The organism is Corallococcus terminator, assembly GCF_049194865.1.
GTDB classification, from domain to species: domain Bacteria; phylum Myxococcota; class Myxococcia; order Myxococcales; family Myxococcaceae; genus Myxococcus; species Myxococcus terminator_A.
Map to the genome: position 1 here is coordinate 82,193 of NZ_JBLZWL010000123.1, position 21,945 is coordinate 104,137.

A 21,945-nucleotide genomic window follows, 5' to 3' on the forward strand; every position below is an offset into this window, starting at 1 on the left:
TGGGACCGACAGGGGGTTACAGCCGGTCGCTGATGCGCTGCTGCAACAGCCAGTCGTAGAGCTCCAGGGTGGCGTAGGCGGTGTCCCACGTCGCCCCGTTGTGCCCGCCGTTGGGATAGATGGTGACGCGCATCTTGCTGAGGCCCTCGCCGCACTTCGTGTCGAGGTGCGTCTTGAGGTTCGTCGCGCGGCCCGGCGTGTCCTGGCCGCCGTGGAAGGCCCAGATGGGCAGCGGCTTCAGATTGCAGACGTTCGCGTCGTTCTGGGGCGTGGAGGTGAACGAGATGGGGACGATGGCCGCCACCTTGTTGGTGTAGTTCATTCCCACCTCGATGCTCGTGTTGCCGCCGCCGCTCAGGCCGGTAAGGTAGATGCGGTCCGGGTCCACGCGGTAGTCCTTCTTGGCGTCTTCGATCAACGCGAGCAGCGCGGTCGCGGAGAACCAGCCGTTGCCATTGTTGGTGAACGGGAGGCGCTGAGTGGGTGAGATGACGATGGCCTTCATCGCGGCGCGGAAGCTGGGGGAGGAGAATTGTTTGGCCAGGCCCTCCGGGGGGTTCAGCACCGCGGTGCGGTCGACGGTGAGCGTGGCGCCTACCACGCCGTGCAGCGCGATGATGAGCGGCCAGCGGGTGGCGCGGTCATCGTTGTACTGCTCGGGCAGGAAGAGGGCGTAGTCGTAGCGGACGTTGCGGACCAGCGTCTGCTGCCCGGCGGCGCATGTGGTGGGGCCGGTGGGCGCGGCGGCGGGCTTGCCCATGAGCTTCAGCTCGCGCAGTCGGCAGTGGGGTTGGTCCTTGCAGACCACCCGGATTTGGGTGGCGGCGACGGGCGTGGTGAAGGTGAGCGTCTTCTGCGTGGTGTTGAGCGGGTTGCCCTCCACCGCGGTGCCGGGAATGGTCTTCCAACAGCCGCCATTCCAGGCCTGCAGCTCGAAGGCGGACATCGCGTTGGTCGCGGTCGCCGAGTTGCCCAGGTGAAGCTCCGCGCTGAGCACCTCGTAGGCGCCCTGGAGGTCCACGTCGAGGTAATTATGCGTCTGGAATTGATAGGCGGACTCCCACCGGTTGGCGAGGTTTCCGTCCACGGCGTTCGACGCGAAGAAGCTCCCGTTGACGGAGCCTGCGGAAGCGGGCTTGTCGAGCGCCACGTTGGTGAGTACGTCCGGCGCCGCTGTCACCGTCACGCTCACCTCGTCGGAGGCCGTGGCCCCGTCGTCGTCCGTGGCGGTGAGCCGGAAGACGAAGACACCGGCGGACAGCCCCGCCACGCTCAGGCTGGCGGTGGTGGTTCCGCTCAACGTCGCCGAGGGACCGCTCACCTGCGTCCAGGCGAGCGACGTCACCGTTCCGTCCGCGTCCGTCGCTTCGCCGACCAGCGTCACGCTGGTGGTGGGCAGCGTCAGCGACCGGTCCAGCCCCGCGTTGGCGACGGGCGGAATGTTCACCTGGGGCGAGCGAGGCGTGCCGAAGACCCACAGCTCCTTCACCCGGCAGTTGTCCGCCAGCGGGTCCCTGCAGGAGAAGCGCACCTTCTTCGCCGTCACCGTCTGGGGGAAGGTGATGGACACCGCGACGCTCGTGTTGCCCGTCTGATTGGCTCCGGGGAGGGACTTCCAGCCTGTCCCGTCGTCGTAGAACATCTCGTAGCTCTGGATGGCCCGGGCGTCCCGGAAGCCGGTGTAGAGCTCCATGCGCACCAGGTCGAACGTCCCCTGGAGGTCGATGTCGAGCAGGCGTGTCTGGTTGTAGATGCCGGGGCACCAACGAGAGGTATCGGCGTTGATGTTCCCATCCACCGCGTACTCCGGAAGGAATTCATCCTGGGTGGAGCTGGCCGTGGCGGGCTTGTTCAGGGTGACGTTGATGAGCTCGTCGACTCCGGCGCGCTGCTGCGCGGGCTGGAGGGCGCGCTCGCCGCCCTCCGGTGCTCCGCAGCTCACGAGCACGCTCGCCACCAACAAACTGATGAGGGATTGAAGCCGTCGCAAGAGGTCCTCCTCGGGATGGTGAAGCGGACATCTTGCATCAGCTGTATGCCTCCCAGGCTGAAAATTGCGTTGCTTCTGTGGGTTTTCGAGGTGGGCGAAGCTTTGTCTATGCCGATGACCCATGCAGGCTGCCCATTCCATTCCCGTAGGCCCGGCTCCTTGAGCGCCCAGACGTCGCGTGCAATCATTGCCGGGAGGCTTGGTGCAAGAAACCATGCATGACGTCTTCGAAGAGCATCTGGATGAGGCGGACTTCCTGTGGGAACAGTGGTTTGGAAAATTGGCGGCATTGAAGCCTGAGGAGAATTACCGACTGGGGGCGGAGAGCTACATCGAGATTCCTGACGAGTCTCAGGACTTCCATGTCCCCCAAGGCGTCATGGACAATCTGCTTCCATACGAGACGCTGCCCAAGTGGTAGCGAGCCCCCCGCTCCTGCTCCCGAGGCATTCATGCACTACATCTTTCGCTCGGATGGACGCCGCTATCCGATGGTCTCGCTCCGCACCCCGTTACCTCGGACATATTGGCTGGATGGAGATCGACTCGACTTTCCCGTCCCCCCCCTGGAACTCGAGCTTGCCGCCGAGCGTTCGTTTCAATGGGTAGACTTCTTCATGGCCACCTCCATTCCACTCTTCTCCCCGCGGATGCGCGCCGCCCTGGAGGGCTGCGGGGTGGACAACATCGACTACTATCCGGCTCGCGTTCGCAATACCCGAACGGAAGAGGTCCGGGACTATCATGCGGCCAATGTCATCGGCCTGGCGGAGTGCGTCGACCGCGTGCGGTCTGCATTTGAGCCGTTCGATGAAGAGTCCATCCTGATTGACAGCTTCGAGCGGCTCGCCCTGGATGAGGGGAAGTCCTATGGGCTGAGGCTGTTCCGAGCGGCCGAGCACAGTCTGCTATTATTGGTTGCTGACTCCGTCAAGAAGCGACTGGAGGCGCATGGTTTGGGTGGGTTGATGTTCATCAAGCCCGAGGAATGGGATGGACTGTTGACCTGATGCGAACTGGCCCGCGTACTTGCGTCGGTGCCTCAGTCAACAGGGCGGCGGCCCTGGGCCACGAAGCCCAGCATGAGGATGGAGGCGGACGGTGTGCTGTAGAAGCGGCGGTATCCCGCGCGGACCTGCTCCAGCTCCTCGGGAGAGATGAGCCCTGCTTCCATCGCCGGGCGCAGACGCTCCGGGTCCAGTTGCCGGCGGAACGCGTCCAGCCCCAGCGCGTCGCTGTGGTACGCGATGACCTCCAGGCGGACGTCCGTGAAACCCGCGGCGGTGAGCAGCCGCACGAGCTGACGTCCGATGAAGCGATTGCCACCGCGCTGGAGCTGAAGCCGCTCCGCCTTGCGGTGGATGGACTCCAGCTCGGGAAGTGACGGCTCCGCCACGCCCCACAGCCCCGCGTCCAGCTCGCTGACCACCAGCCGCCCTCCAGGACGCAGCAACCGGAGCGCCTCTCGCGCCGCGAGCAGGGGCTCCTCCAGGTGTTGAAACACGAAGCGCGCCAGCGCCAGGTCGAAACGTGCGTCGGGAAGTCCCGAGTCCAGGACGGAAGCCCGGTGCACCCGCGCGCGTGCACCCAGGCGCGCCTCCGCGAGCAGACACATTCCCGGGTCCAGCTCCACGACATGCACCGCGCCGGAGGGCACCAGCTCCAGCAGCTTCTCCGCGACGAACCCGGGCCCGCCCCCCAACTCCACCACCGTCATGCGCTCCGTCAGCCCCAGGGAGAGAAGGAGTCGTCGCTCCTCCGGCCAGCTCAGCTCCACCTGGGACTTCAGCCTCGCCAGCTCCACTTCGAGCCCTCCCAGGGTCTCCTCCGGACGATACGAGCCGCTCATCCCGCATCCCAATGGCGCGCCCGCATCGGAAGTCCACCCGAGGGACGCAGCGTCACCAGCGCCTCCGGCTCCACGCGATGTCCTTCCACGTGCTGGAGCTGGAAGCGCTGGACGACCATGGCCAGGACGAGCCGAGCCTCCATCATCGCGAAGTTGCGACCGATGCAGACACGCGGGCCTCCGCTGAAGGGCAGATACGCATACGGATGCCGCTCCGAAGCCCGGTGGTCGCGGAAGCGCTCCGGGTCGAAGGTCTCCGGCTCGCTCCAGTAATCCGGATGGCGATGGAGCAGGTAGGGGCTGACGATGACCAGGGTGCCGGCGGGGACGTGATAGCCGCCCACACAGTCGTCCTGGCGGCAGAGGCGCGACATCAACCAGACCGGCGGGTACAGACGCATCGCCTCCTGGAGCACCTGTCCACTGAACTCGAGCGCCCGCACCCGCTCCGCCAGCACGGGCCTCTTGCCCAGCAGCGCGCTCGCCTCCTCGCGAACGCAGAGCCGTATCTTCGGATGCAGGCCGAGCAGGTGCAGGCTCCAGGTGAGCGCCTTGGCCGTCGTCTCGTGGCCCGCCATCAGGAAGGTGAAGATCTGCTCGCGCAGGACTCGCTCCCCCGCGGGCCCGTCGAGCTGACTTGGGTGCGCGTCCAGGAGCAGCGCCAGCAGGTCCGTGCCTCCGCCCGTCTCGCGGCGCCGCGAGAGGATGCGCTGGACGAGCGTGTCGATGAGCTGGCTCGCCTCGCGGAACTGTCGCAGGCCCACCGTGTCCTCGGCGTCGAAGCGGGACATGAAGGCGTTGAGGCGCTGCACCGCCCCGGCGAAGTCCGTCGTGGCGTCCTCCAGGTCACTCCCGAAGAGACAGCGGGTGACGATGCGCAGCGTGAGGTGCCCCAGCTCACGCTCCACGTCGAAGGGGACTCCCGTGCGCGCCGGGTCCTCCCAGCGGCGCAGCATGTCCTCGGTGCACTCCGCCATCACCTGGACCCACGGCTCGATGCGGCTGTGCTCGAAGGCGGGGCGGGCCACGCGGCGCTGCTCGGCCCAGGGCTCATCCTCGGTCGTCATCAAGCCCTGGCCCAGCATGGGCAGGAGCATCATCAAGTCGGGCGTGCCCTGCTTGACGTAGTTGCGCGCGTGGCTCTGGAGGACGTGCTGCGCATGGAGGGGATGGTTCACCACCACGGTGGACCAGCCTCCCGCCGTGTAGCGGAAGACGCTCCCGTACTTGCTGGCACTGTCGAGGAGGAAGCGCAGCGGCTGCGCGCGCAGCACTCCCAGGTCCGGCGCATCCGCGACCAGCGGAGGCAGGGGCAGGTTGAGGTCCGCCAGGCTCATGGCATCACCCGGGCCGCGTGCTCACGGTCCTGGAAGAGGGGATGTCGCGCCGCGCGGTACGACGCGGAGAACACGCCCTGGAGCTTGCGGTACTCCCGCATGAACTCCTCCCGAGGCATCCGCGTCCGCGTCACCGCGTGCTGCAGGTCGAAGTGCTCCCAGTGGGGCCGGCCATTCGGCTGTCGCTCCAGGATGTGCTCGAAGGACTCGCACGCGGGCGTGCCTGGCAGCGGCGTGAGCAGGGTGAAGGACGGGTAGTCGACGCCGTGCTCCCGGATGAACGTCGTCAGCTGGTCGAACTCCCGAGGCGTGTACTCCGGCTTGACGATGAAGCTGGCGAAGACGTGGATGCCCAGCTCCCGGGCCGCCTGGAGTCCCTGCAGAATCTGCTCACGCGCCTGCCGCTTGTTGTAGTCCTTCAGCTCGTGGTCGAGCACCGCCTCCAACCCGAAGAACACCCGCCGCAGGCCGATGTCCCGCCACCGGCGCATCAAGTCCAAGTCCCTCAGGAAGGAGTCGATGCGGCAGTACGCGAAGTACTCCTTCTCCAGCCGCGCGGCTTCAAGCTGCTCGGCCATGGCCCACATGCGGCGCGGGTTGACGAAGGGCTCGTCGTCCACGAGGAAGACATGGCGCTCGGGGATGGTCGCCAGCTCCGCCACGACGCGCTCGACGTCGCGCTTGTAGTAGCGGCCGTCCATGATCTTCCACAGCGAGCAGAAGTTGCACCGGAAGGGACAGCCCACCGTGGTGCGCAGCAGCGCGATGGGCTTCATCCAGTCGATGAAGTAGCTCGCCCGGTCCTCGGGCACGAGGCTCCGGTCCGGGAAGGGCAGCGCGTCGATGTCCAGCTTGGGGGCCTCGCCTCCGAAGCGGAACGTGGCTCCTCCGTCGCGTGCCCAGGCGCCTGGGATTCCCCCGAGGCCGTCGCCCGCCTCCAGCGCCTGGAGGATGCGCCGGAAGGGACGAACGCCCTCGCCGCTCACGACGCAGTCCACCTGGGGCTCGAAGAAGTCCTCCGGCATCAGCGTGGCATGGTGTCCCCCGACCACCGTGCGGACCCGGGGCAACAACGCCTTGGCCTGACGACACAGGTCCAGCATCCGGAGCACGTGCATGGAGTACCCGGTGACGCCCACCACGTCGGGCTCGAAGCTCCACAGGGTCAGCGTCAGGTCATGCGGATGCAGGCGCAGGTCCAACAGCCGCACCTCATGGCCGTCCTGGCGGGCCCCAGCGGCCAGGTATTCGAGCGCGAGCGGCTCCGCGATGGCGCCCAGGTCTCCCCAGCCGATGAGCTCCCTGCGCGCGTTGGGATAGAGCAACAGGACCTTCATGTGCCGTCCTCCTTCGCTCGGGTTCCGAGCGCGAACTCACCCACCGCGCCCTCGGCCAGCGGGGCGATTCCACTGGCCCGCGCGAACAGCTCCGAGTCGCCGCCGCCCAGCGCGCACGGCGCCAGGTCCATGGCGGTCGCCGCCAGATAGAGCGTCTGGAACAACACCCCCACGTTCTTGAGGATGAGCGCGTAGCCCATGGCCTGGTACTTCCAGAAGACGCGCGGGAAGCGGGCCGTGATGACGACGAGCACCTGCGGCCGTCCCTCCCGCGCGAGCGTGTGCCACGCGCCCTCCAGCAGTTGCTCCACCGGGCGCGTGCGCGGCGTCAGCTTGCACAGCTCGTGCTGCCCGGAGCGGTACTGATACAGGCCGGACTCCAACCCCGTGCAGCGGTCGACGACCAGGTACAGCTCCAGCTCGTACAGCGCGCCGCCTCCGGGGTAGGGACGCTCTCCCAGCTCGCCATGGTCCGTGGTGAGGACCCGCCGCGTGCGCGCCGCCCGGTACAGCAGCTCGCCGAGCTGGTGGATGCTGAGGGGAGGCTCGCCATACGTGCGCAGGGAGCGGCGTCGCTCCAACACCTCGGTGAAGGGCGGGTCCTCCAACGCGAGCCGCTCCAGGTCGGGCCGGGGAAGCGGCACCACCGCCTCGCTCATCCGAGGCTTCAGCAGGGGCGGGGGCTCCATCCGCTGCTCGAAGCGATACGTGGCGCCGTAAGGGCTCGGCAGTCGCCCCAGCCGGCTGTGCCCATGGAACAGCAGGTCCTCCGGCTCCCAGAGCGCGAGCGTGGCGTCCTCTTCCTCGGAGACGTGCACCGCCTTCGCGTCCAGGAGCATCCCGAGGAGGAGGTCCACGGCCTTCACCGGCAGCGTGGCGAAGCGCTCCGTCAGCTCGGCCAGGGAGCGCGGACAGGCCAGCTCCGGAAGCAGCGCCCCCACGCGGGCGTCATGCAGCAGCAGCCTCGCGTGGGAGGCAGGCACGTCCACCACCAGCTGGTGGTCCTCGCGGCGCACGCACGCGAGCCGTGAGAGGACATACTTCGCCGCGCGCCTCCGGGGCTCCGAGTGGCCGGGGGCCGTGCTCGGCAGCAGCGTCGCCAGCGGCGCTTCCTCCAGCAACAGGGTGCGGCACAGGAAGTCATGCCGTGCGAGGGATTGGAGCAGGTGGTCCAGCAGGAGGCGCGCGGCGGGCCCGTCATGCGGCTCCGCGACGTCGAGCAGCGCTTGTTCGGTGCCGCCTGTCTCCAGGCGCTGGAGCGCGGCGAGGGCGCCGAGAGACAGCCCCCCGAACTCCATGCCGAAGCGAGGATGGGCGACGACGCGCCGTCCATCCTCGAGCGCGTGGACCTGGATGCCGGGCGTGAGCCCGAAGGATTCATGGAGGCGCATCGCGTCCGCTCCTCAGAAGAAGATGCCGGTGGGGTTGAGCTGCTCCTCCCGAAGCGGCTGCTGGACCCAGCCCAGCCGCGCGGGCACGTCGTAGAGCCGGCCCGGCCCGAAGCGCTTCCAGAAGTGGCGCAGGCCAGGAACCATCACCTTGACCACGGGCAGCCCCACGTCGGGCTGCGTCTGGTCCACGACGAGCGTCTCCATGCCGGCGCGTCGAGCGAGCGCGACACACCGCTCCACATCCACCCGCAGGTCTCCCGAGGACAGGTCCGGGAGCGTGCGCAGGGGCCGCGCGGCGACGCTCGGGTCCGGGCGCAGGTACGGCTGGTTCTCCACCGTCGCCGTCTGCCACCAGCGCACGGCCTCGCGCTCCGGGAACCAGTAGAGCGTCCGGCCCTCCGCGTCCCGGTGCTGCACGGCGGGGAGGAACTGGTTTACCTCCGTGAGCGCCCGCAGCAGCGCGACGCGCGCGTCCAGGTGCGCGCCGAAGCCGACGACGATGTCCTCCACGGGCGCGTCCCGTCGCCGTGACACCGCCGCGAAGGTGGGGATGCCCAGGTCCGCGGTGACGTCCAGCACCCACAGCTCCCGCTGGAGCCGCCGGTAGTGCTCCCGCAGCGCGTGCACATACGGCAGGTCCACGCTGTCCAGGTCCACGGCGGGCCGCTGCGTCCGCGAGTACCACCACAGCGCCACCGAGTCGCGCTCCACCAGCTCCAGGAAGCCCTGGAGGATGGCCTCCTCCAGCGTGTTGCCCGCCGCGCAGCCATTGGAGTCGCTGGTGCAGAAGAACCACTTGCTCAGGTCCGGATGACCGAAGGAGCAGTACGCGCTCGGCACGTGGCGGAAGCGCTCGTGCGTGAGGGACCACGCGCTCGTCCAGTGGACGCGCCGGTCCGGGTCGAAGACCTCCGGGACGTGGTGGAAGCCGGAGGGATGCTCCGCGTTCCACTCCGCGCGCCGGGCGTACTGCGTGGGGCTGAAGTTCATCAGCGCGTTGGGGTGGACAGCCTCATCCCGCAGCTCGTGGAGGCTCGCCACCCGGCTCCACTCCTCGCCCCGGTAGACGCCGGAGTAGCGCTCGATGGCCTCGCACAGCGCGCTCACCTTCGCCTGGGCGTCCGTCGTGCCCTTGCCCCCGCTGCGGCCCCTCAGGTTCAGCAGGACGAAGCGCAGGTCCTGCTGCATCAGCGCGAAGTTGTGGCCCGCCGCATAGCTGTGCACCAGCCCCGCGCCGTCGTCCGCCCCCAATGGCTCCAGGTTGCGCACCACGCCGGTGATGGCGCTGACGTGCTTCTCCAGGCGCGCCAGGGTCTCCTCGGCGGACTGGGTGCGGTGGCCTCCGTCGCCGTCGAACCGCTTCGGGCAGGGCCTGGGAATGACGGGCAGGGGCGCTCGCGGCGCGGCCTCCTCGCCCGAGCACACCAGGCACTGCGGCCTGCGCACCAGCGCGTGTCGCTCCAGCTCCAGCGTCGTCAGGTCCAGCGTGACGAGCTGCTCCACGAGAGGATGCTCGGAGCCGAGCACGAGCGCCTTGGCCACCTCCAGCGCCGCCAACTGGAAGGCCGTGCCCGTGGTCGCCGGCAGGCTCGCGGCGGGCAGCACCAGGGGATGGACCCGGCCCTGCTCCCGCTCCAGGAAGGACTCGAGCTGGCGGTTGGAGCGCAAGCGCTGCGCGAGGCAGGCCCAGCAGGCCGTCGTGGCGGGACGGAAGACGGGGCCCAGCCAGAGCGTGCCGCCGACGGGCCTCGCCAGCATCCAGGGCCGCCGCGCCGCGAGCGCCTGTCGGTTGACCGCGTCGAGCGCCGGGTGCAGGTAGTCGTCGCAGAGCACCAGCTGGAAGCCCGCCTCGCCCTCGGTGCGAAGTCCCTGCGCGCGCAGGGCTTGCACCTGGCGCTCCTCCCACGCGCCCCCCAGCGACAGGATGGACACGGGCGTCTGGAGGCGGTCGGCGACGGTGGCCATGTCGATGCCGAGCGCGTGCCAGAAGGGCGCCTCCTCCAGTGCGCCGGTGCCGCCCTCGAGGATGCAGCCCTGCTCCGCGGCGACCTCCAGCGCGTGGGAGACCTCCACCAGCGACAGGCGCGAGGAGAGCGCCTGGAAGACCTCCGGCAGCGAGTGTCGTCCATCCAGCAGGGGCACGAGCAGGGGGAAGGCGCGGCCTCGCAGGAGCAGGTAATCCTTCTCGTGGAGCAGCAGCACCGTCGAATCGTCGACGCGCTCCACGCGGCAATGGCTCTTCCAGACAGGTCTCGACAACATTCGTGACTCCTGGGACATGAAGCGTGGGCACCGCTGGCGCGGAGGGACCGGAGGCCCGGTGGCGCGCGCCGCCGCCGAGCTCCGGCGATACGAGCGACACTCAGGTGCAGGTGCAGCACGGACAGCAGCAGCAGCAGACCGAGACATCCTTGGCCGCGGCGCCCGCCGTGCCACCCGGAGTCACGGTGGGCTGCGGCGGAATGAACAGGGTGATGTCTCCGTCCTTGTTGCGGTCCCAGCTCTTGAGCTGCTCGTCGTAGCCCGTGGCCGTCGCGCCGCTGTACGCCTCGGTGAAGGCCACCGACTTGGGAATGGTGTCGAAGCCGTAGACCTTCAAGAGGTCCGGGTCCTGCTCAATCTGAGCTTTCTTGCCAGGATTCGCCCAGACATCCTGGATGAGTTTTGAGTACGCCGTGCGGAAGTCCGCCATGGTCAGCCCTTTCTGCGAGTGGTGAGCGGCCCTGGATGAAGACGCCAGTACGCGAAGACACGCTCGACAGGGCCGTCATGCCGCTGTGCACGGCGCGCGCCAGAGGGGCGCGGATATTCGCTCGCGAGTCCTGACGCGAGGATGCGCTGGGGCGGGTGTCGAGACTGCCGTCCCGATGCTTGCGCACCGCAAGCATTTGCTTGTCACGGGGACGCTGGCGCACGCGGTCTCATCTGGGTCGCGAGTGAAAGGAGAGGATCTGTTGAGATGTCTGCTTGGTTGAGGTTTTGCAGACCGGTGCGCCCCGCTTCCCCCTCACCCTTGTTTGAGTTTGGAGCGGACGAATGCCGACGAGTCGAACCGACGCGTTTCTTCCGGTCATTGGTGAATCCATGTCCGGGCTGATTCAGGTCCTGCGAGTCTTCACGCAGCAAGAGGACACCATCCTCATCAGCGGGCCCACCGGCTCCGGAAAGTCGAGGCTGGCGCGGTGGAGCCATGAGCACTCGGGGCGGAAGGCGGGTGCCTTTGAAGTGTTGGATTTGATGACAGTGCCGGAGGAGCTGCAGATGGGGGCGCTCTTCGGCTGGAGGAAGGGGGCCTTCACGGGAGCGGTGCAGAACAGCCAGGGCTGCCTGGCGCTCGCCAAGGGCGGCACGTTGTTCATCGACGAAATCGACAAGCTCTCCCTGCGCGCGCAGGCGGGGCTGCTGCACGTGCTGGAGGAGCGGACGTACCGGGTGCTGGGCGAGGGCACGCTGCACCGCGCGGACGTCCGCTTCATCGTGGGGACGAACGTGGACCTCCACGAGGCGGTGGTGGCGGGGCGCTTCCGGGAGGACCTCTACTACCGGGTCAACGTCCTCCCCATCCAGATTCCGCCGCTGGACGCGCGCCGGGACGAAATCATCCCCTGGGCGCAATACATGCTCAGCCGGAGGCACCAGGAGCGGGAGAGGGAAGGCCGGGCGCTCCTGTCCCCCGATGCGCAGGCCCAGCTGCTGGGTCGGAGCTGGCCGGGCAATTTGAGGCAGCTCGACAACATCATCCGCCGTGCGTACTCCCTGTCGGTGATGTCCCAGGGAGACGACGAGCTCCTGCTGCGGGACACGCATGTGATGCAGGCGCTGGGCTACGAGGAGTCGCCCACGTCGCGCTCGCTCATCGAGGCGCTGCGCGTGGCGTCCGCGTGCTTCGTCATGGAGGCCCAGCGCGCCGCCGTGCCGTGGGATTTGGACCTGGCGGATGCCTTCCGCGGCTTCGTGCTCGGCACCGCCGTGCGGCAGGTGGGGCGCGAGGAGGCCTTCCTGCTGCTGGGCCGCAAGCGGCTGTTGAAGAATCGCAATCACTACAAGGCCCTCGAGCGGGAGCTGAAGAAGGTGGATGCGCTCGTGGAGGCGGTGGGTCAGTCCCCCTCGCCCTTCACGGACCTGGTGGACCTGACGCTCGGGAAGGTCTGAGTGAGCACCGAGCGAGAGGTGTCGAGCGCGTACGGGTCCTTCGAGGCGCTCTGGCGACAGCGCCAGGGCGCCCTGCTGCGGGTCTGCGAGCGGACGATGGGGGACTCGGACGCGGCGAGGGAGGCCTTGAGTCGCACGGCGATACGGGTGTGGCTCCAGTGGTCCCGGTGCTCCCAGGTGGACTGGCCCTGGGCGCTGCTGCGCCGGGTGGCCATCAACGTCTGCATCGACCTGCAGCGGGAGCGGCGGCGCCAGGCGTGGCGGTGGACGCCGCTCGAAGAGGAGCTGGGAGAAGGCGCGGACCTGGAGGCGGCCGGGCCTGGTGAAGAGCAGGAGGAGGAGCGGTTGCAGGCGTTGTTGTTGGAGTTGCTGGAGTCACTGCCGCCGCAGCTGCGGGCCTGCGCGCGCCTGGCCTTCGTCGAGCAGCAGGACTACGCGGATATCGCGGTGGCGCTCCGGCTGACGCCCGCGAACGTGCGCAAAATCGTGGAGCGCTCCCGCAAGCGGCTCGTCCAGCCGCTGGCCCGGGCGGGGGTGATTCGCGACGAGGCCAGCTTCCATCGCTGGCTGTCGGGGCGGCGCAAGCGGACGTCGGGCTGATGTCCTTCGGGCCGGCCCTCCTCCGTGAAGATGAGAGGGGGGCCGACCCGGCTTCAGACGAAGCCGTCGCTCACTTGCGCGCGGCGGCGATGGCGCCGGTGACGGTGGTGACCAGGGGCGCGATGAGCGCGGGCGCGGTGGTGACCAGGTGGTGGAGCACGTCCGTCCAGCCCTTGTCGGCGGCGGGCATGACGGCGGGCTCGTAGCCCTTGCTGGCGGCGGAGACGGCGCCGCCGATGGTGTTCACCAGGGGGCCGAGCAGCTGGGGCGCGGTGGAGGCGAGCGACGAGAGCACGTCCGTCCAGCCCTTGTCGGCGGCGGGCTGGTAGCCCTTGCTGGCGGCGGAGACGGCGCCGCCGATGGTGTTCACCAGGGGCCCGATGAGGGAGGGCGCGGTGGTGATGAGGTGCTGGAACACATCCGACCAGCCCTTGTCGGCGGCGGACGCGACGTCGGGCTGGTAGCCCTTGCTGGCGGCGGAGACGGCGCCGCCGATGGTGTTCACCAGGGGCCCGATGAGGGAGGGCGCGGTGGTGATGAGGTGCTGGAACACGTCCGACCAGCCCTTGTCGGCGGCGGACACGGCGGCGGGCTGGTAGCCCTTGTTGGCGGCGGAGACGGCGCCGCCGATGGTGTTCACCAGGGGCCCGATGAGCGCGGGCGCGGTGGTGATGAGGTGCTGGAACACGTCCGTCCAGCCCTTGTCGGCGGCGCCGGCCGTCGGGACGCTGGCGGGAGTGCCCAGCAGGGGGCCCATGAGCTGCGAGAGGCCCGCCAGGTTCGGCATCTGTGGATACGACGTCATCGTTTTGACTCCTTCATTCGACATGGGGACTGCGGGAGCCGTGGGCGAGCCCAGCCCGAACGGCAGGCTGACCGGGACCACGGTTTTCGGCGCTGCGCCGAAATCGGTGTTGAGGAAGACGGAGCGGGTGCTCACCCAGGTGGTGTCGGGCGTCACCAGCAGCTCGGGCGTCTGCTGGAAGCCCAGGCTCGATATCCGCGCGGCGGACTGCTGGAGGCACTCCGAATAGGAGACGTTCGGCGTCGCCCCGAGCACCTGCCCCAGGGCGAAGGTGAACACCGACAGGTTCTTGGTGAGCTGCGTGCCCGCGGCGGCCGTCTGCTCGGCGGTGCAGGCCGTCAACAGCGTGCAGTTGGCCTGGGGCGGCTCGGACGCCACCTGCGCGTCATACGCCTTGGTGACGGGCACTCCGGTGATGAGCTGCACGGGCCTGCCAAAGCCCCGGAAGGGAATCTCCCCGGAGCGCTCGTCGGAGCTGCGGTGCAGCCACGAGCGCTGGTGCGCCTTCGTGGCGGGCTGGAACGCCTTCTCCCCCGTGGTGGCGCCGAAGTCGCGCGGGTCGATGTATGCCTTCACCTTGGCCAGCTCGATGCGGCGGGTGGCGCCCAGTTGATGCAGCTTCCGGGCGAAGTCCGACGCGATGAACAGGTCCTTCTCCATGCCGCCGGAGTGGCACGCGTCCAGGACGGTGGTCATCACTCCCTCGGGGAGCTGCTGGGTCAGCTTGGAGAAGTCCTGGTCGAAGAAGAAGTCGTCGTAGAGCACCAGGCTCTCCCGCCAGACCTCGTCTATCTGCACCCGGTAGCCATGCCCGGAGAAGAAGAAGACCAGCGCGTCGTCCTCCGTGGCGCCGTCCATCAGCCAGGTCAGCGACTCCTTGATGTTGCTCAGCGTGGCGTCGGCGTCCAGCCGGACCTGGATGTCCTTGGGGGAGAACCCATACTGGGTGCCCAGCAGGCTCACCATCAGGTTGGCGTCGTTGAGACAGCTGGAGAGCTGATTGATTTGGGGGCGGTAGTTGTTGATGCCCGCGACGACGGCCTTGCGGTTGCGAATCCGCGTGCGTGGCTCGGAGGAGCCGCGCTTCGTCGTCACCTCCTTGGGCATGGCGGGAGGACTCGCGGGGGGCTTCGGGCTCGGGTCCGTGCCGCTCGGAATGGAAGAACTCATGGCGTGCTTCGCCTCCTGGGGCGCTCCAGTGGCACCGCTGAAGCGCGGTGGGTGGCGCGCCCTGAGAACGAGCCCGGGCTTTTTGAAGTGACACGTCCCCGACTCGTCTGCCCCACCCCGAGGGGCTGTCACGAGCCCGGCTCACGCACCGTCATGAGAGGTGAAGTCAAAGGCGATTCGCAAAGGAGGACGCCATGCCGAAGTATTGTCGGGAGAAGTTCGAGAACACCACCACGGGGGCGGAGGTCTGGGTTTGCTGGCAACAGGACAAGCATGTCCACGACGCCACGCTCATCACGACGATTGCCCAGTGGCTGGGCACGAATCAGGGAGGGTCCTGGCAGGTGCGGGTCAATACCTACCAGAGCAATCAGTCCTCACCGGGGTTGAATGATTTGTCGTATCCCGCGTGAGGGCCCCGGGGTGGAGGGAGGACTCTCTCTCTCCGCTCCCTCCGCCCCGGGTCTGGCTCGCGGGAGATTTCTGGCGGAAGGCTGCTTTCGACGTCGGGACTCGCTGTTTAGTGTGCGGCCGACATGAACCTTCCCGCCTGTCGTTCTTCCGTCGTCGCAGCGGCTGGGGCCTCGCGCCCTGCCTGGGCGTGTCAGCGCGCACCCTCCCGCCTCCGGCTCTCGGTGCTGGTCGCCCTGGTGGCGATGGGGGCCACGGGTTGGGGGTGCTCCTCGGATGAAGGCCCGTCGCCTGGCCCCGCCGGAGACGCGGGCTCGCGCCCGGATGCTGGAGTGCCGCCGCCGGACGCCGGCCCGCAAGAGCCGACTCCGGATGCCGGTGAAGAGCCGGTGACTGCCTTCACCCTGACAGGGCCGTCCGAGCTGTCGGTGGGCTTCGCTCCAGGGAACGCGAAGCGCTTCTCCGTCCAGGTGGTGCGGGAGGGCTCGTTCACGGGCCCGGTCGTGCTCTCCCTGGAGGGTCTGCCTACCCACGTCGGGGCGGACGCCCTGTCGCTGTCCGTGCCGGAGGGGGAGAACGTTGGCGGGTTCGTGCTCCACGTGCAGGAGGCCGCGGCCTATGGACGCTTTCCCATTCGCGTGGTGGGGGAGGGCCAGGGCGAGCGCGTCGAGCTGCCGGTGATGGTGGAGGTCCAACCGGGCCAGGGCGCGCTGGATGTCTCGTTGGGCTCGGCGGGGCTCGCGCTCCCCGCGCTGGGACAGGGACCGCTCAGGGTGAGCATCAACGCCATGGCGGTACAGCCGGATGGGACGTGGGTTCTCGCGGGCTCCACCGGCTCGACGGGCTCGAGGGACGTGCTGGTGGCGCGCCTGCTGCCGGACGGAACCCCGGACGTCTCCTTTGGTACCCAGGGCACTCGCGTCATCGACGTCTGCGGCGGTGATGACTACGTCGACGCCGTCACCGTGCTCTCGGATGGGCGCATCGTGCTCGCTGGAGGTGCCATCTCCGACACGAACAGCTGCACGGCGCGCAACTACCAGAGCCTGCTGCTCGTGCGGCTCACCGACACGGGGGCCCTGGACACCACCTTCGGGACGAATGGGGTGCGGACCTTCCAGCTCTCCGCGGGCAACGCCGCGCTGCACGCCCTCGCCGTGGACTCGAGGGACCGCATCGTGGGCGCGGGGACCGTACAGAACACGGACCGGGACCAGGTCCTCGTCCGCCTGTTGCCGACGGGGCAGCTCGACACCACGTTCAGCGGGGACGGCCTGGCGTGGGAGGACATCGGCGGGGACGACGAGGGCTTGGGCGTCGTCGCGCTTCTGGACGACGCGCTCCTGTTGGCGGGCACCACGGCGTCTCACGTGCATGGCCTGACGCTCCGGCGCTATCAGGTCAACGGTGAGAGAGACCGCACCTTCAATTACGCCCCTCCCGCCCATTCCACACCCAAGCTCACGCCGAGGACGCTGCACCTGCTGGAGGGTGGCAAGCTGCTGGTGGGCACGCGCGCCGTGTTCAGCTCGGGAGCCTCCGACACCGCGGCGGGGCTGCTCCTGGTCGGCACGACGGGCGCGTTGGAGACCTCCTTCGGCACGCTGGGCTCTCGCTACTTCGTGTCGGTGGAGGGCCAGCTGCGGGATGTGCTCGTGGGCACGGGGCTGCTGCCGGGCGGCGAAATCGCGCTGTCTACGGTGGTTCGGGACGCGGCGGGCGAGCCCGGCCTGGGCCTCATCCACGTCTCCGCGGACGGGCAGCGTGAGCTGCGCAAGCACCGCTCGGAGCTGCCCGGGAGCGAGCGGCCCACCGTCTCGCGGCTCGACGCGGAGGGCTTCTTCCGGGTGGCGGGCCTGCACACCGCGCCGGGACAGGCCGTGGAGACCCCGTTCGTGGCGCGCTTCTGGCCCTACTGACCTGACCCGCCCCGCCTTCCCGCCTCAGGGGCTGTCGAGCAGGCGGGAAGGTGGACCCGGGCCGCGTTGACTCGCCTGGGGACGCCTCCGAGAATGCGCGCTCCCCAGGCCCCGTGGAGCCCCGCTTGAACCTGCTGTCCCGCGTGAAGAAGAGCCTCCGGCACCGGGCGGCCCACCAGGCCTCCCAGCCCCTGTCCAAGCTGCTCAGCCTCACCGGCTTCGGCCGCTATGGGCCCGGGCCCCAGCTCAAGAGCCCGGAGCCGCTGCGGCAGGCGGGCATCCCCTACGAGACGTTCCGCTTCGATGTGGCCGGGCTGGAGCGCTTCTGGAACGAGCTGCAGGCGGACAGCGCCGTCCTCCGGCACTACTGCTCGCTCCAGCCCTACTGGGAGAAGCGCTCGCAGTACCACTACTCGTGGACGCAGCTGGCGCCGCTGCTGGCGCGAGAGGACGCTGTCTATGTCGACATCGCCTCCACGCTGAACAGCCCCTATCTGGAGGTCATCCGCGCGCTGGCGAAGACGCGCAACGTGTTCGTCCAGGACCTGGTGTTCGCGCCCGGCATCAACGGCCACGAGATTGGTGGCTCGGCCGCGGAGCTGCCGCTGGGCAATGCCTCCGTGGATGCGATGACGCTGCACTGCTCCTTCGAGCACTTCGAGGGCGGCGCTGACACGGGCTTCATCCGGGAGGCGGCGCGGGTGCTGCGGCCCGGTGGCAGGGTCTGCATCGTCCCGCTGTACCTGGGCGAGTATGCCTTCACGATGTGCGACCCCGCGTGGGGCTATGACATCCGCCGCGAGGCCGAGCCCGTCATCCACCTCTTCCCGGGCTGGGGAGAGCGGCACGGGCGCTTCTATGGCGTGGACACGCTGAAGCAGCGCGTCCTGGAGCCCGCGCACGCCGCGGGGCTTGCGTCCCGCGTCATCCACTTCGAGAACATCCTCGAGCTGCACCCCACCTGCTACACGCACTTCGGCCTGGTGCTGGAGAAGCCCGCCGTCGGGTGAGGCTCGCCGCGCGAGGTGGTTTCTGTGGAGTTTCTTGCGGCACCCCCACCCCTGGCGGCGGTGTCACAAGCCCCGGAGACGCGTCGTCTCGGAGGTGTGCGTTCGGGACTCCCCGGCGCACATTCTCCAACGACTCGAGTGTACCGTGCCCTTTAAGTTCCTGAAGCAGCCGAAGACGCCTCCTGACTCCAAGCTTTGTGGTTTCTACGCCCTGTATCACTTCACCAACGGCGGGCTGACCCGGGACGACTTCATCCAGAAGGCAACGCAACACTACGAGACGGCGCTCGGGCTGCAGCACAAGGAAGCAGAGGAGATGGTCATGGATGGCAATGACCCCTCCGTCCTGGGGCTGTATGGTTTGACGCAGAGCCAGGAGTCCGTGCTCGAGACGCGAGGCGTGGGAGTGATTGCCGACACCACCCGCGGCCACTTCTTCACCGTCCGCCAGGAGAACGGCACCTGGGTCAGCTACGACAGCTTCAACCATGACGCGCCGAAGGCCTACCTCACCTTCGACGCGCTCAAGAAGGCGGAGATTGGCGACAGTCAAATCTGGGTCTGAGGTCCGGCGGGGACAGCCACGGTGGGGCGTGCGAGATTGGAGCCTTTGACGAGGTCTCCGAATTGCGCGCTCGAATCCATCCGTGGAGTGCCGTGCTGTCCCTGGCCGTCGTAGTCCTGGCGTGTGCTCACCGCCCGTCCGCTCCCGAGCCCTCCTCTCCCTTGGGGTGCGCGGCGGCGGGGACGCTGTGCTGGGACTTCGAGGAAGGGCGGCTGCCCACCGGCTGGATGCCGCACCGTGACGAGTTTGACGGGCGGCTCGTCGTGGACGACACCCGTGCGCGCGGCGGCAGGTATGCGCTGCATGCCAGCCAGCTGGTGGGTGGCCGCGAGGGCGAGCAGGGGGGACCGAAGAAGACGGTGCGCTATGTGCTGCCCGACGACTTCGGTCCCGTGCTGTGGGGACGTGTCTTCGTCTACACGACGCCCGCGCGCCCGGCCTCGCACGCGGGGCTCTTCAACGCGCGGTATCCCCGGCCCGGGAGCGAGGACGGCGCGTTCGAAGCGCTCGATTGGTACGAGGTGGCCACGTATCAGGAGAAGTACATGGCCATCTGGCACCCCCCGGAGCCGCCTGGCTTCCCCGAGTGGGTGCAGGTCTCCGACACGCCGCTCGTGCTGGACCGCTGGGTGTGTCTGGAGTGGCTCTTCGACGCGGCCAACGGTGACGCCCCGGAGGCCGCCGAGCCTCGGGTCTGGCTGGACGGTGTCGAGCTGGCGTGGCCCCGGAAGTTCGTCTTCTCCGACCCGCCCACCCAGACACCGCCGAAGCGGGAGAAGGCCCGGCACTTCACGGTGCTGGAGGCGGGCGTCTTCCTCTACCAGGGGCTCTCCGTGCCCACCGACTGGTGGCTCGACGACCTGGCCGTCGGTGGGCAGCGGGTGGGGTGTTCCTCCCCGTGAAGGGACTCAGGCCCCGCCCGACGCGGCGTGAATCCTCAGCACATACAAGAAGTCCTTGATGGCGCGGCCCCGGCCCACGACCACGCCCTCGCGCAGGATGACGGTCTCCTCCAGCCCGTCCTGGAAGTGCGCCAGCGGCGCGGGGTCCTCCTGGCGATGGAAGGAGACCGGCCCTTCTCCGAGGACCTCCCAGAACCGTCGACGCGTGACGTCTTGCGGCTCGGAGCCGCCTGGGAGCTCGGTGCGAAGCGTGCCCGTGGCGAGGTCGAACAGGCGGGTGCGCTGGTCATTGGCCTGGGTGACCAGGACGTCCTTCCCCACGGACACGGCGAAGGGGAGCTTGGGGTGGGGCAGCTCATACCGGAGCGTGCCCGTCTGGACGTCGTAGAGGCGCACGCGCCTGTCGACGCCACACGCGGCCACGAGCGAGCCATCCTCGGAGAGCCCTACCGCGACGACTTCTTCGTTGCTGACCTGGATGAGCCGCAGCGAGCCCGTGGTCAGGTCGTAGACCTCCAGCTCTCCGGAGGTGCGTCCCACGGCGATGCGGGGGACACGGGTCGCCGCCGCGTACGCGGGCTGGGGGTCCAGCTGGGTGCGGGTGGTCAGGACATTCTTGCCGCCCTGCACCTCGTACACCCACACGCGGGCGTCCTCGGTATAGCCACACACGACGTGGGCGCCGTCGGGGGTGAAGGTCACCAGCGAGACGGACCCCTTCGCGCCGCGCAGCGTGTGCAGCAGGGCGCCGTCGGAGACGCGCCAGACTCGCACGCACCCATGCTCGAGCGCCGCCGCCACGAGCTGTCCGTCCGGAGAGAAGGCCACGGGCTGGGGCTCGGAGAAGCCCTTCGGCGTGGTGTTCGGCTCCAGCGGCTTGGCGAACAGCGTCTTCGCCGGAGTCAGGGTCTTCACGTCGAGCAACCGGACCCCGCGCCGCGAGGGCTTCTCCATCATGAGATGGATGCCATAGGCGGCCAGGGTCCCATCGGGGCTGAAGCGCCACGGCTGCATGGGCGTCTCGTCGAGGTCGGGAGGCAGCGTGCGAACGCCTCCCCGCGTGTCGATGACGAGCCACGCATCGTACCGCTGGGCGACGGCGAGCGCGCCCTCCGCCTGGCCCCAGAGCTGTCGCATGCGATGCGGCTCCGCCAGGAGGACCGGTGGCGCCGAAGCGTAGAGGTCGCTCACCAGCAGGCCGCCGTCGACCGCTGTCAGCGCGAAGCGCTTGCCGTCGGGTGAGAAGGCCGCGCCGCGCTGATGGCCGTCGGAGGCATAGGGCCTGGACCACAGGACGGTGCCGTCACGCACCTCCAGGACCTCCAGCCTGTTGTACGCCAGCAGGCCCAGCCGGCTGGTGCCGAGCCAGGCCACCTGCGAGTAGCGCCCGTTGCCGCGCGTGCCCGGGAGCCGGGTCCACGTGCGGGTGTCCGCCACGGCGATGCCCTCGAACACCGCCCAGGAAATCCACTCGCCATCCGGGCTGAACTCCACCGTGTCGACGTAGCCGTCGGAGTCGATGCTCGTCACCTGCGTCCACGTCGCGGTGTCCCAGATGCGCAGGGTGGAGTCGGAGGCGCCGCTCGCGAGCCAGCGTCCGGACGGGTGGAAGGACAGGCTCAGCACCGACTGCTCATGGCCCTCCAGCGTCTTCACCTTGCCGCCGGAGTCCACGTCGAACACGTGCACGAGCCACCCCAGGTTGCCGGTGGCGAGCAGGCGTCCATCCGGACTGAAGGCGACCGACGTCACCTGTCCCTCCTGTCCTGGAAACGCCTTGAGGAGTGCCCCGGTCGCCACGTCCCAGATGCGGGCGTCGTGGTCCCTGGAGCCCGAGGCCAGCCTGGTGCCGTCCGCGCTCCAGGCGATTCCGCGCACCTCCCCTTCATGGCCCGCCATCACCTGGACGCACTCGCCCGTGGCCACGTCCCAGACGCGCACGTTGTCGCCGTCGGCCCAGGAGCCGGTGGCGAGCCTGGTCCCCGCTGGGTTGTAGGCCGCGCACAGCACCTGGGCGTCGTGCCAGTAGAAGGAGTCCGCGCTCTCCAGGGCGCCGCGCAGGGGCAGCAGGGACTCCACCCAGGGCGCGGCGCCGTCCACCTCCCGCTGCCGTCGCCAGTGCTCCGCGAGCTTGAACAGGTGGGCGTCTGGCGCGCTCCAGGGGCTGGGGCCCTTGGGCTCGAAGTGGGCGGCGGCGTCGGGCGCGTCGTGCCAGCGCAGGCGGTTGTAGAGGCTCTGGAAGAGGGCCTCGGGGTGCGCTTGGAGGAAGGTGGCGTCGAGCTCGACGGCCTTGCGCAGGATGCGCAGCGTGCGCGGGCTCACGGCGGGGCCGACCTCCTTGAGCACGAGGGCGTCCGGAGGTGTGCGCGCGAGCACCTCGTCCAGGGTGGCGAGCAGCGCCGCCACGCCCTGGGTGCTCACGAGGTCTTCGAGGATGGAAAGCTCGGTGAGGGACTGAAGGTCGTAGGTCATCGGGGGTGAGACTCTCTCACGACCTCCAGCCCCAG

The 21,945-nt window shown here is 68.9% G+C and carries 18 protein-coding genes; 9 read left to right on the top strand and 9 right to left on the bottom strand.

All coding sequences use genetic code 11. The features are described 5' to 3' along the window. Positions 1 to 16 precede the first annotated feature (16 nt). A complete protein-coding gene (locus tag ACN469_RS36470; RefSeq protein ID WP_498775794.1) occupies positions 17 to 1,990 on the bottom strand; it encodes a discoidin domain-containing protein in 1,974 nt (657 codons plus the stop codon). A gap of 214 nt (positions 1,991 to 2,204) precedes the next feature. Here ACN469_RS36470 and ACN469_RS36475 point away from each other — a divergent pair, with 214 nt between their 5' ends. Both ACN469_RS36475 and ACN469_RS36480 read left to right on the top strand, forming a co-directional pair. After that, positions 2,205 to 2,411: a hypothetical protein gene (locus ACN469_RS36475; protein WP_498775796.1), complete on the top strand. Its 207-nt coding sequence runs from the start codon at positions 2,205 to 2,207 to the stop codon at positions 2,409 to 2,411. A gap of 31 nt (positions 2,412 to 2,442) precedes the next feature. Next, positions 2,443 to 3,000: an imm11 family protein gene (locus ACN469_RS36480; RefSeq protein WP_498775798.1), complete on the top strand. Its 558-nt coding sequence runs from the start codon at positions 2,443 to 2,445 to the stop codon at positions 2,998 to 3,000. Positions 3,001 to 3,032: 32 nt separating this feature from the next. On the opposite strand, the gene ACN469_RS36485 is transcribed toward ACN469_RS36480, so the two are convergent. The 6 genes from ACN469_RS36485 to ACN469_RS36510 all read right to left on the bottom strand — a co-directional run bounded on the left by ACN469_RS36485 (position 3,033) and on the right by ACN469_RS36510 (position 10,596). Next, positions 3,033 to 3,839, bottom strand: coding sequence for a methyltransferase domain-containing protein (locus ACN469_RS36485; protein ID WP_498775800.1), 807 nt, complete (start codon positions 3,837 to 3,839; stop codon positions 3,033 to 3,035). After that, entirely contained in the window at positions 3,836 to 5,176 is a 1,341-nt protein-coding gene (locus ACN469_RS36490) for a cytochrome P450 (protein ID WP_498775802.1), read from the bottom strand. Before ACN469_RS36490 ends, ACN469_RS36485 begins: the two co-directional genes overlap by 4 nt. Then, positions 5,173 to 6,513 (bottom strand): B12-binding domain-containing radical SAM protein, encoded by a 1,341-nt coding sequence (locus tag ACN469_RS36495; RefSeq protein WP_498775804.1) that lies wholly within the window; start codon positions 6,511 to 6,513, stop codon positions 5,173 to 5,175. Before ACN469_RS36495 ends, ACN469_RS36490 begins: the two co-directional genes overlap by 4 nt. Beyond that, a complete protein-coding gene (locus tag ACN469_RS36500) occupies positions 6,510 to 7,904 on the bottom strand; it encodes a SagB family peptide dehydrogenase (RefSeq protein WP_498775806.1) in 1,395 nt (464 codons plus the stop codon). The genes ACN469_RS36495 and ACN469_RS36500 overlap by 4 nt, the downstream gene beginning before the upstream one ends. A 12-nt stretch (positions 7,905 to 7,916) precedes the next feature. After that, entirely contained in the window at positions 7,917 to 10,166 is a 2,250-nt protein-coding gene (locus ACN469_RS36505) for a TOMM precursor leader peptide-binding protein (protein WP_498775808.1), read from the bottom strand. 100 nt (positions 10,167 to 10,266) lie between these two features. Continuing rightward, complete coding sequence (locus ACN469_RS36510; protein ID WP_498775810.1) at positions 10,267 to 10,596, bottom strand: hypothetical protein; 330 nt, start codon at positions 10,594 to 10,596, stop codon at positions 10,267 to 10,269. Between the two features lie 344 nt (positions 10,597 to 10,940). On the opposite strand from ACN469_RS36510, the gene ACN469_RS36515 reads away from it, so the two are divergent. Further along, positions 10,941 to 12,056, top strand: a complete 1,116-nt coding sequence (locus tag ACN469_RS36515; RefSeq protein ID WP_498775812.1) for a sigma-54-dependent transcriptional regulator — start codon at positions 10,941 to 10,943, stop codon at positions 12,054 to 12,056. Continuing rightward, positions 12,057 to 12,656: an RNA polymerase sigma factor gene (locus ACN469_RS36520; protein WP_498775814.1), complete on the top strand. Its 600-nt coding sequence runs from the start codon at positions 12,057 to 12,059 to the stop codon at positions 12,654 to 12,656. It begins immediately after the preceding gene. A 70-nt stretch (positions 12,657 to 12,726) separates the two neighbouring features. On the opposite strand, the gene ACN469_RS36525 is transcribed toward ACN469_RS36520, so the two are convergent. After that, on the bottom strand, positions 12,727 to 14,631 hold the full coding sequence (locus tag ACN469_RS36525; protein WP_498775816.1) for a caspase family protein: 1,905 nt from the start codon (positions 14,629 to 14,631) through the stop codon (positions 12,727 to 12,729). A 194-nt stretch (positions 14,632 to 14,825) separates the two neighbouring features. Between ACN469_RS36525 and ACN469_RS36530 the strand changes: the two genes are divergently transcribed. The 5 genes from ACN469_RS36530 (at position 14,826) to ACN469_RS36550 (ending at position 19,438) form a co-directional block, all read left to right on the top strand. Then, on the top strand, positions 14,826 to 15,044 hold the full coding sequence (locus ACN469_RS36530; RefSeq protein WP_498775818.1) for a hypothetical protein: 219 nt from the start codon (positions 14,826 to 14,828) through the stop codon (positions 15,042 to 15,044). A 387-nt stretch (positions 15,045 to 15,431) separates the two neighbouring features. Further along, positions 15,432 to 16,961, top strand: coding sequence for a delta-60 repeat domain-containing protein (locus ACN469_RS36535; RefSeq protein WP_498775820.1), 1,530 nt, complete (start codon positions 15,432 to 15,434; stop codon positions 16,959 to 16,961). A 125-nt stretch (positions 16,962 to 17,086) separates the two neighbouring features. Further along, positions 17,087 to 17,971, top strand: a complete 885-nt coding sequence (locus ACN469_RS36540; RefSeq protein ID WP_498775822.1) for a class I SAM-dependent methyltransferase — start codon at positions 17,087 to 17,089, stop codon at positions 17,969 to 17,971. A gap of 145 nt (positions 17,972 to 18,116) precedes the next feature. Next, positions 18,117 to 18,536, top strand: coding sequence for a hypothetical protein (locus ACN469_RS36545; protein WP_498775824.1), 420 nt, complete (start codon positions 18,117 to 18,119; stop codon positions 18,534 to 18,536). Positions 18,537 to 18,598: 62 nt separating this feature from the next. Further along, entirely contained in the window at positions 18,599 to 19,438 is an 840-nt protein-coding gene (locus tag ACN469_RS36550; RefSeq protein ID WP_498775826.1) for a hypothetical protein, read from the top strand. A 6-nt stretch (positions 19,439 to 19,444) separates the two neighbouring features. Here ACN469_RS36550 and ACN469_RS36555 read toward each other — a convergent pair whose 3' ends face one another. Further along, on the bottom strand, positions 19,445 to 21,910 hold the full coding sequence (locus tag ACN469_RS36555; protein WP_498775827.1) for a WD40 repeat domain-containing protein: 2,466 nt from the start codon (positions 21,908 to 21,910) through the stop codon (positions 19,445 to 19,447). Between the last annotated feature and the right edge of the window lie 35 nt (positions 21,911 to 21,945).

Coding starts and splice junctions, on each gene's coding strand:
- ACN469_RS36485 (WP_498775800.1), bottom strand. CDS start 3,839: ATGAGCGGCTCGTATCGTCCGGAGGAGACCCTGGGAGGGCTCGAAGTG.
- ACN469_RS36530 (WP_498775818.1), top strand. CDS start 14,826: ATGCCGAAGTATTGTCGGGAGAAGTTCGAGAACACCACCACGGGGGCG.
- ACN469_RS36490 (WP_498775802.1), bottom strand. CDS start 5,176: ATGAGCCTGGCGGACCTCAACCTGCCCCTGCCTCCGCTGGTCGCGGAT.
- ACN469_RS36510 (WP_498775810.1), bottom strand. CDS start 10,596: ATGGCGGACTTCCGCACGGCGTACTCAAAACTCATCCAGGATGTCTGG.
- ACN469_RS36475 (WP_498775796.1), top strand. CDS start 2,205: ATGCATGACGTCTTCGAAGAGCATCTGGATGAGGCGGACTTCCTGTGG.
- ACN469_RS36480 (WP_498775798.1), top strand. CDS start 2,443: ATGCACTACATCTTTCGCTCGGATGGACGCCGCTATCCGATGGTCTCG.
- ACN469_RS36525 (WP_498775816.1), bottom strand. CDS start 14,631: ATGAGTTCTTCCATTCCGAGCGGCACGGACCCGAGCCCGAAGCCCCCC.
- ACN469_RS36555 (WP_498775827.1), bottom strand. CDS start 21,910: ATGACCTACGACCTTCAGTCCCTCACCGAGCTTTCCATCCTCGAAGAC.
- ACN469_RS36500 (WP_498775806.1), bottom strand. CDS start 7,904: ATGCGCCTCCATGAATCCTTCGGGCTCACGCCCGGCATCCAGGTCCAC.
- ACN469_RS36505 (WP_498775808.1), bottom strand. CDS start 10,166: ATGTTGTCGAGACCTGTCTGGAAGAGCCATTGCCGCGTGGAGCGCGTC.
- ACN469_RS36515 (WP_498775812.1), top strand. CDS start 10,941: ATGCCGACGAGTCGAACCGACGCGTTTCTTCCGGTCATTGGTGAATCC.
- ACN469_RS36495 (WP_498775804.1), bottom strand. CDS start 6,513: ATGAAGGTCCTGTTGCTCTATCCCAACGCGCGCAGGGAGCTCATCGGC.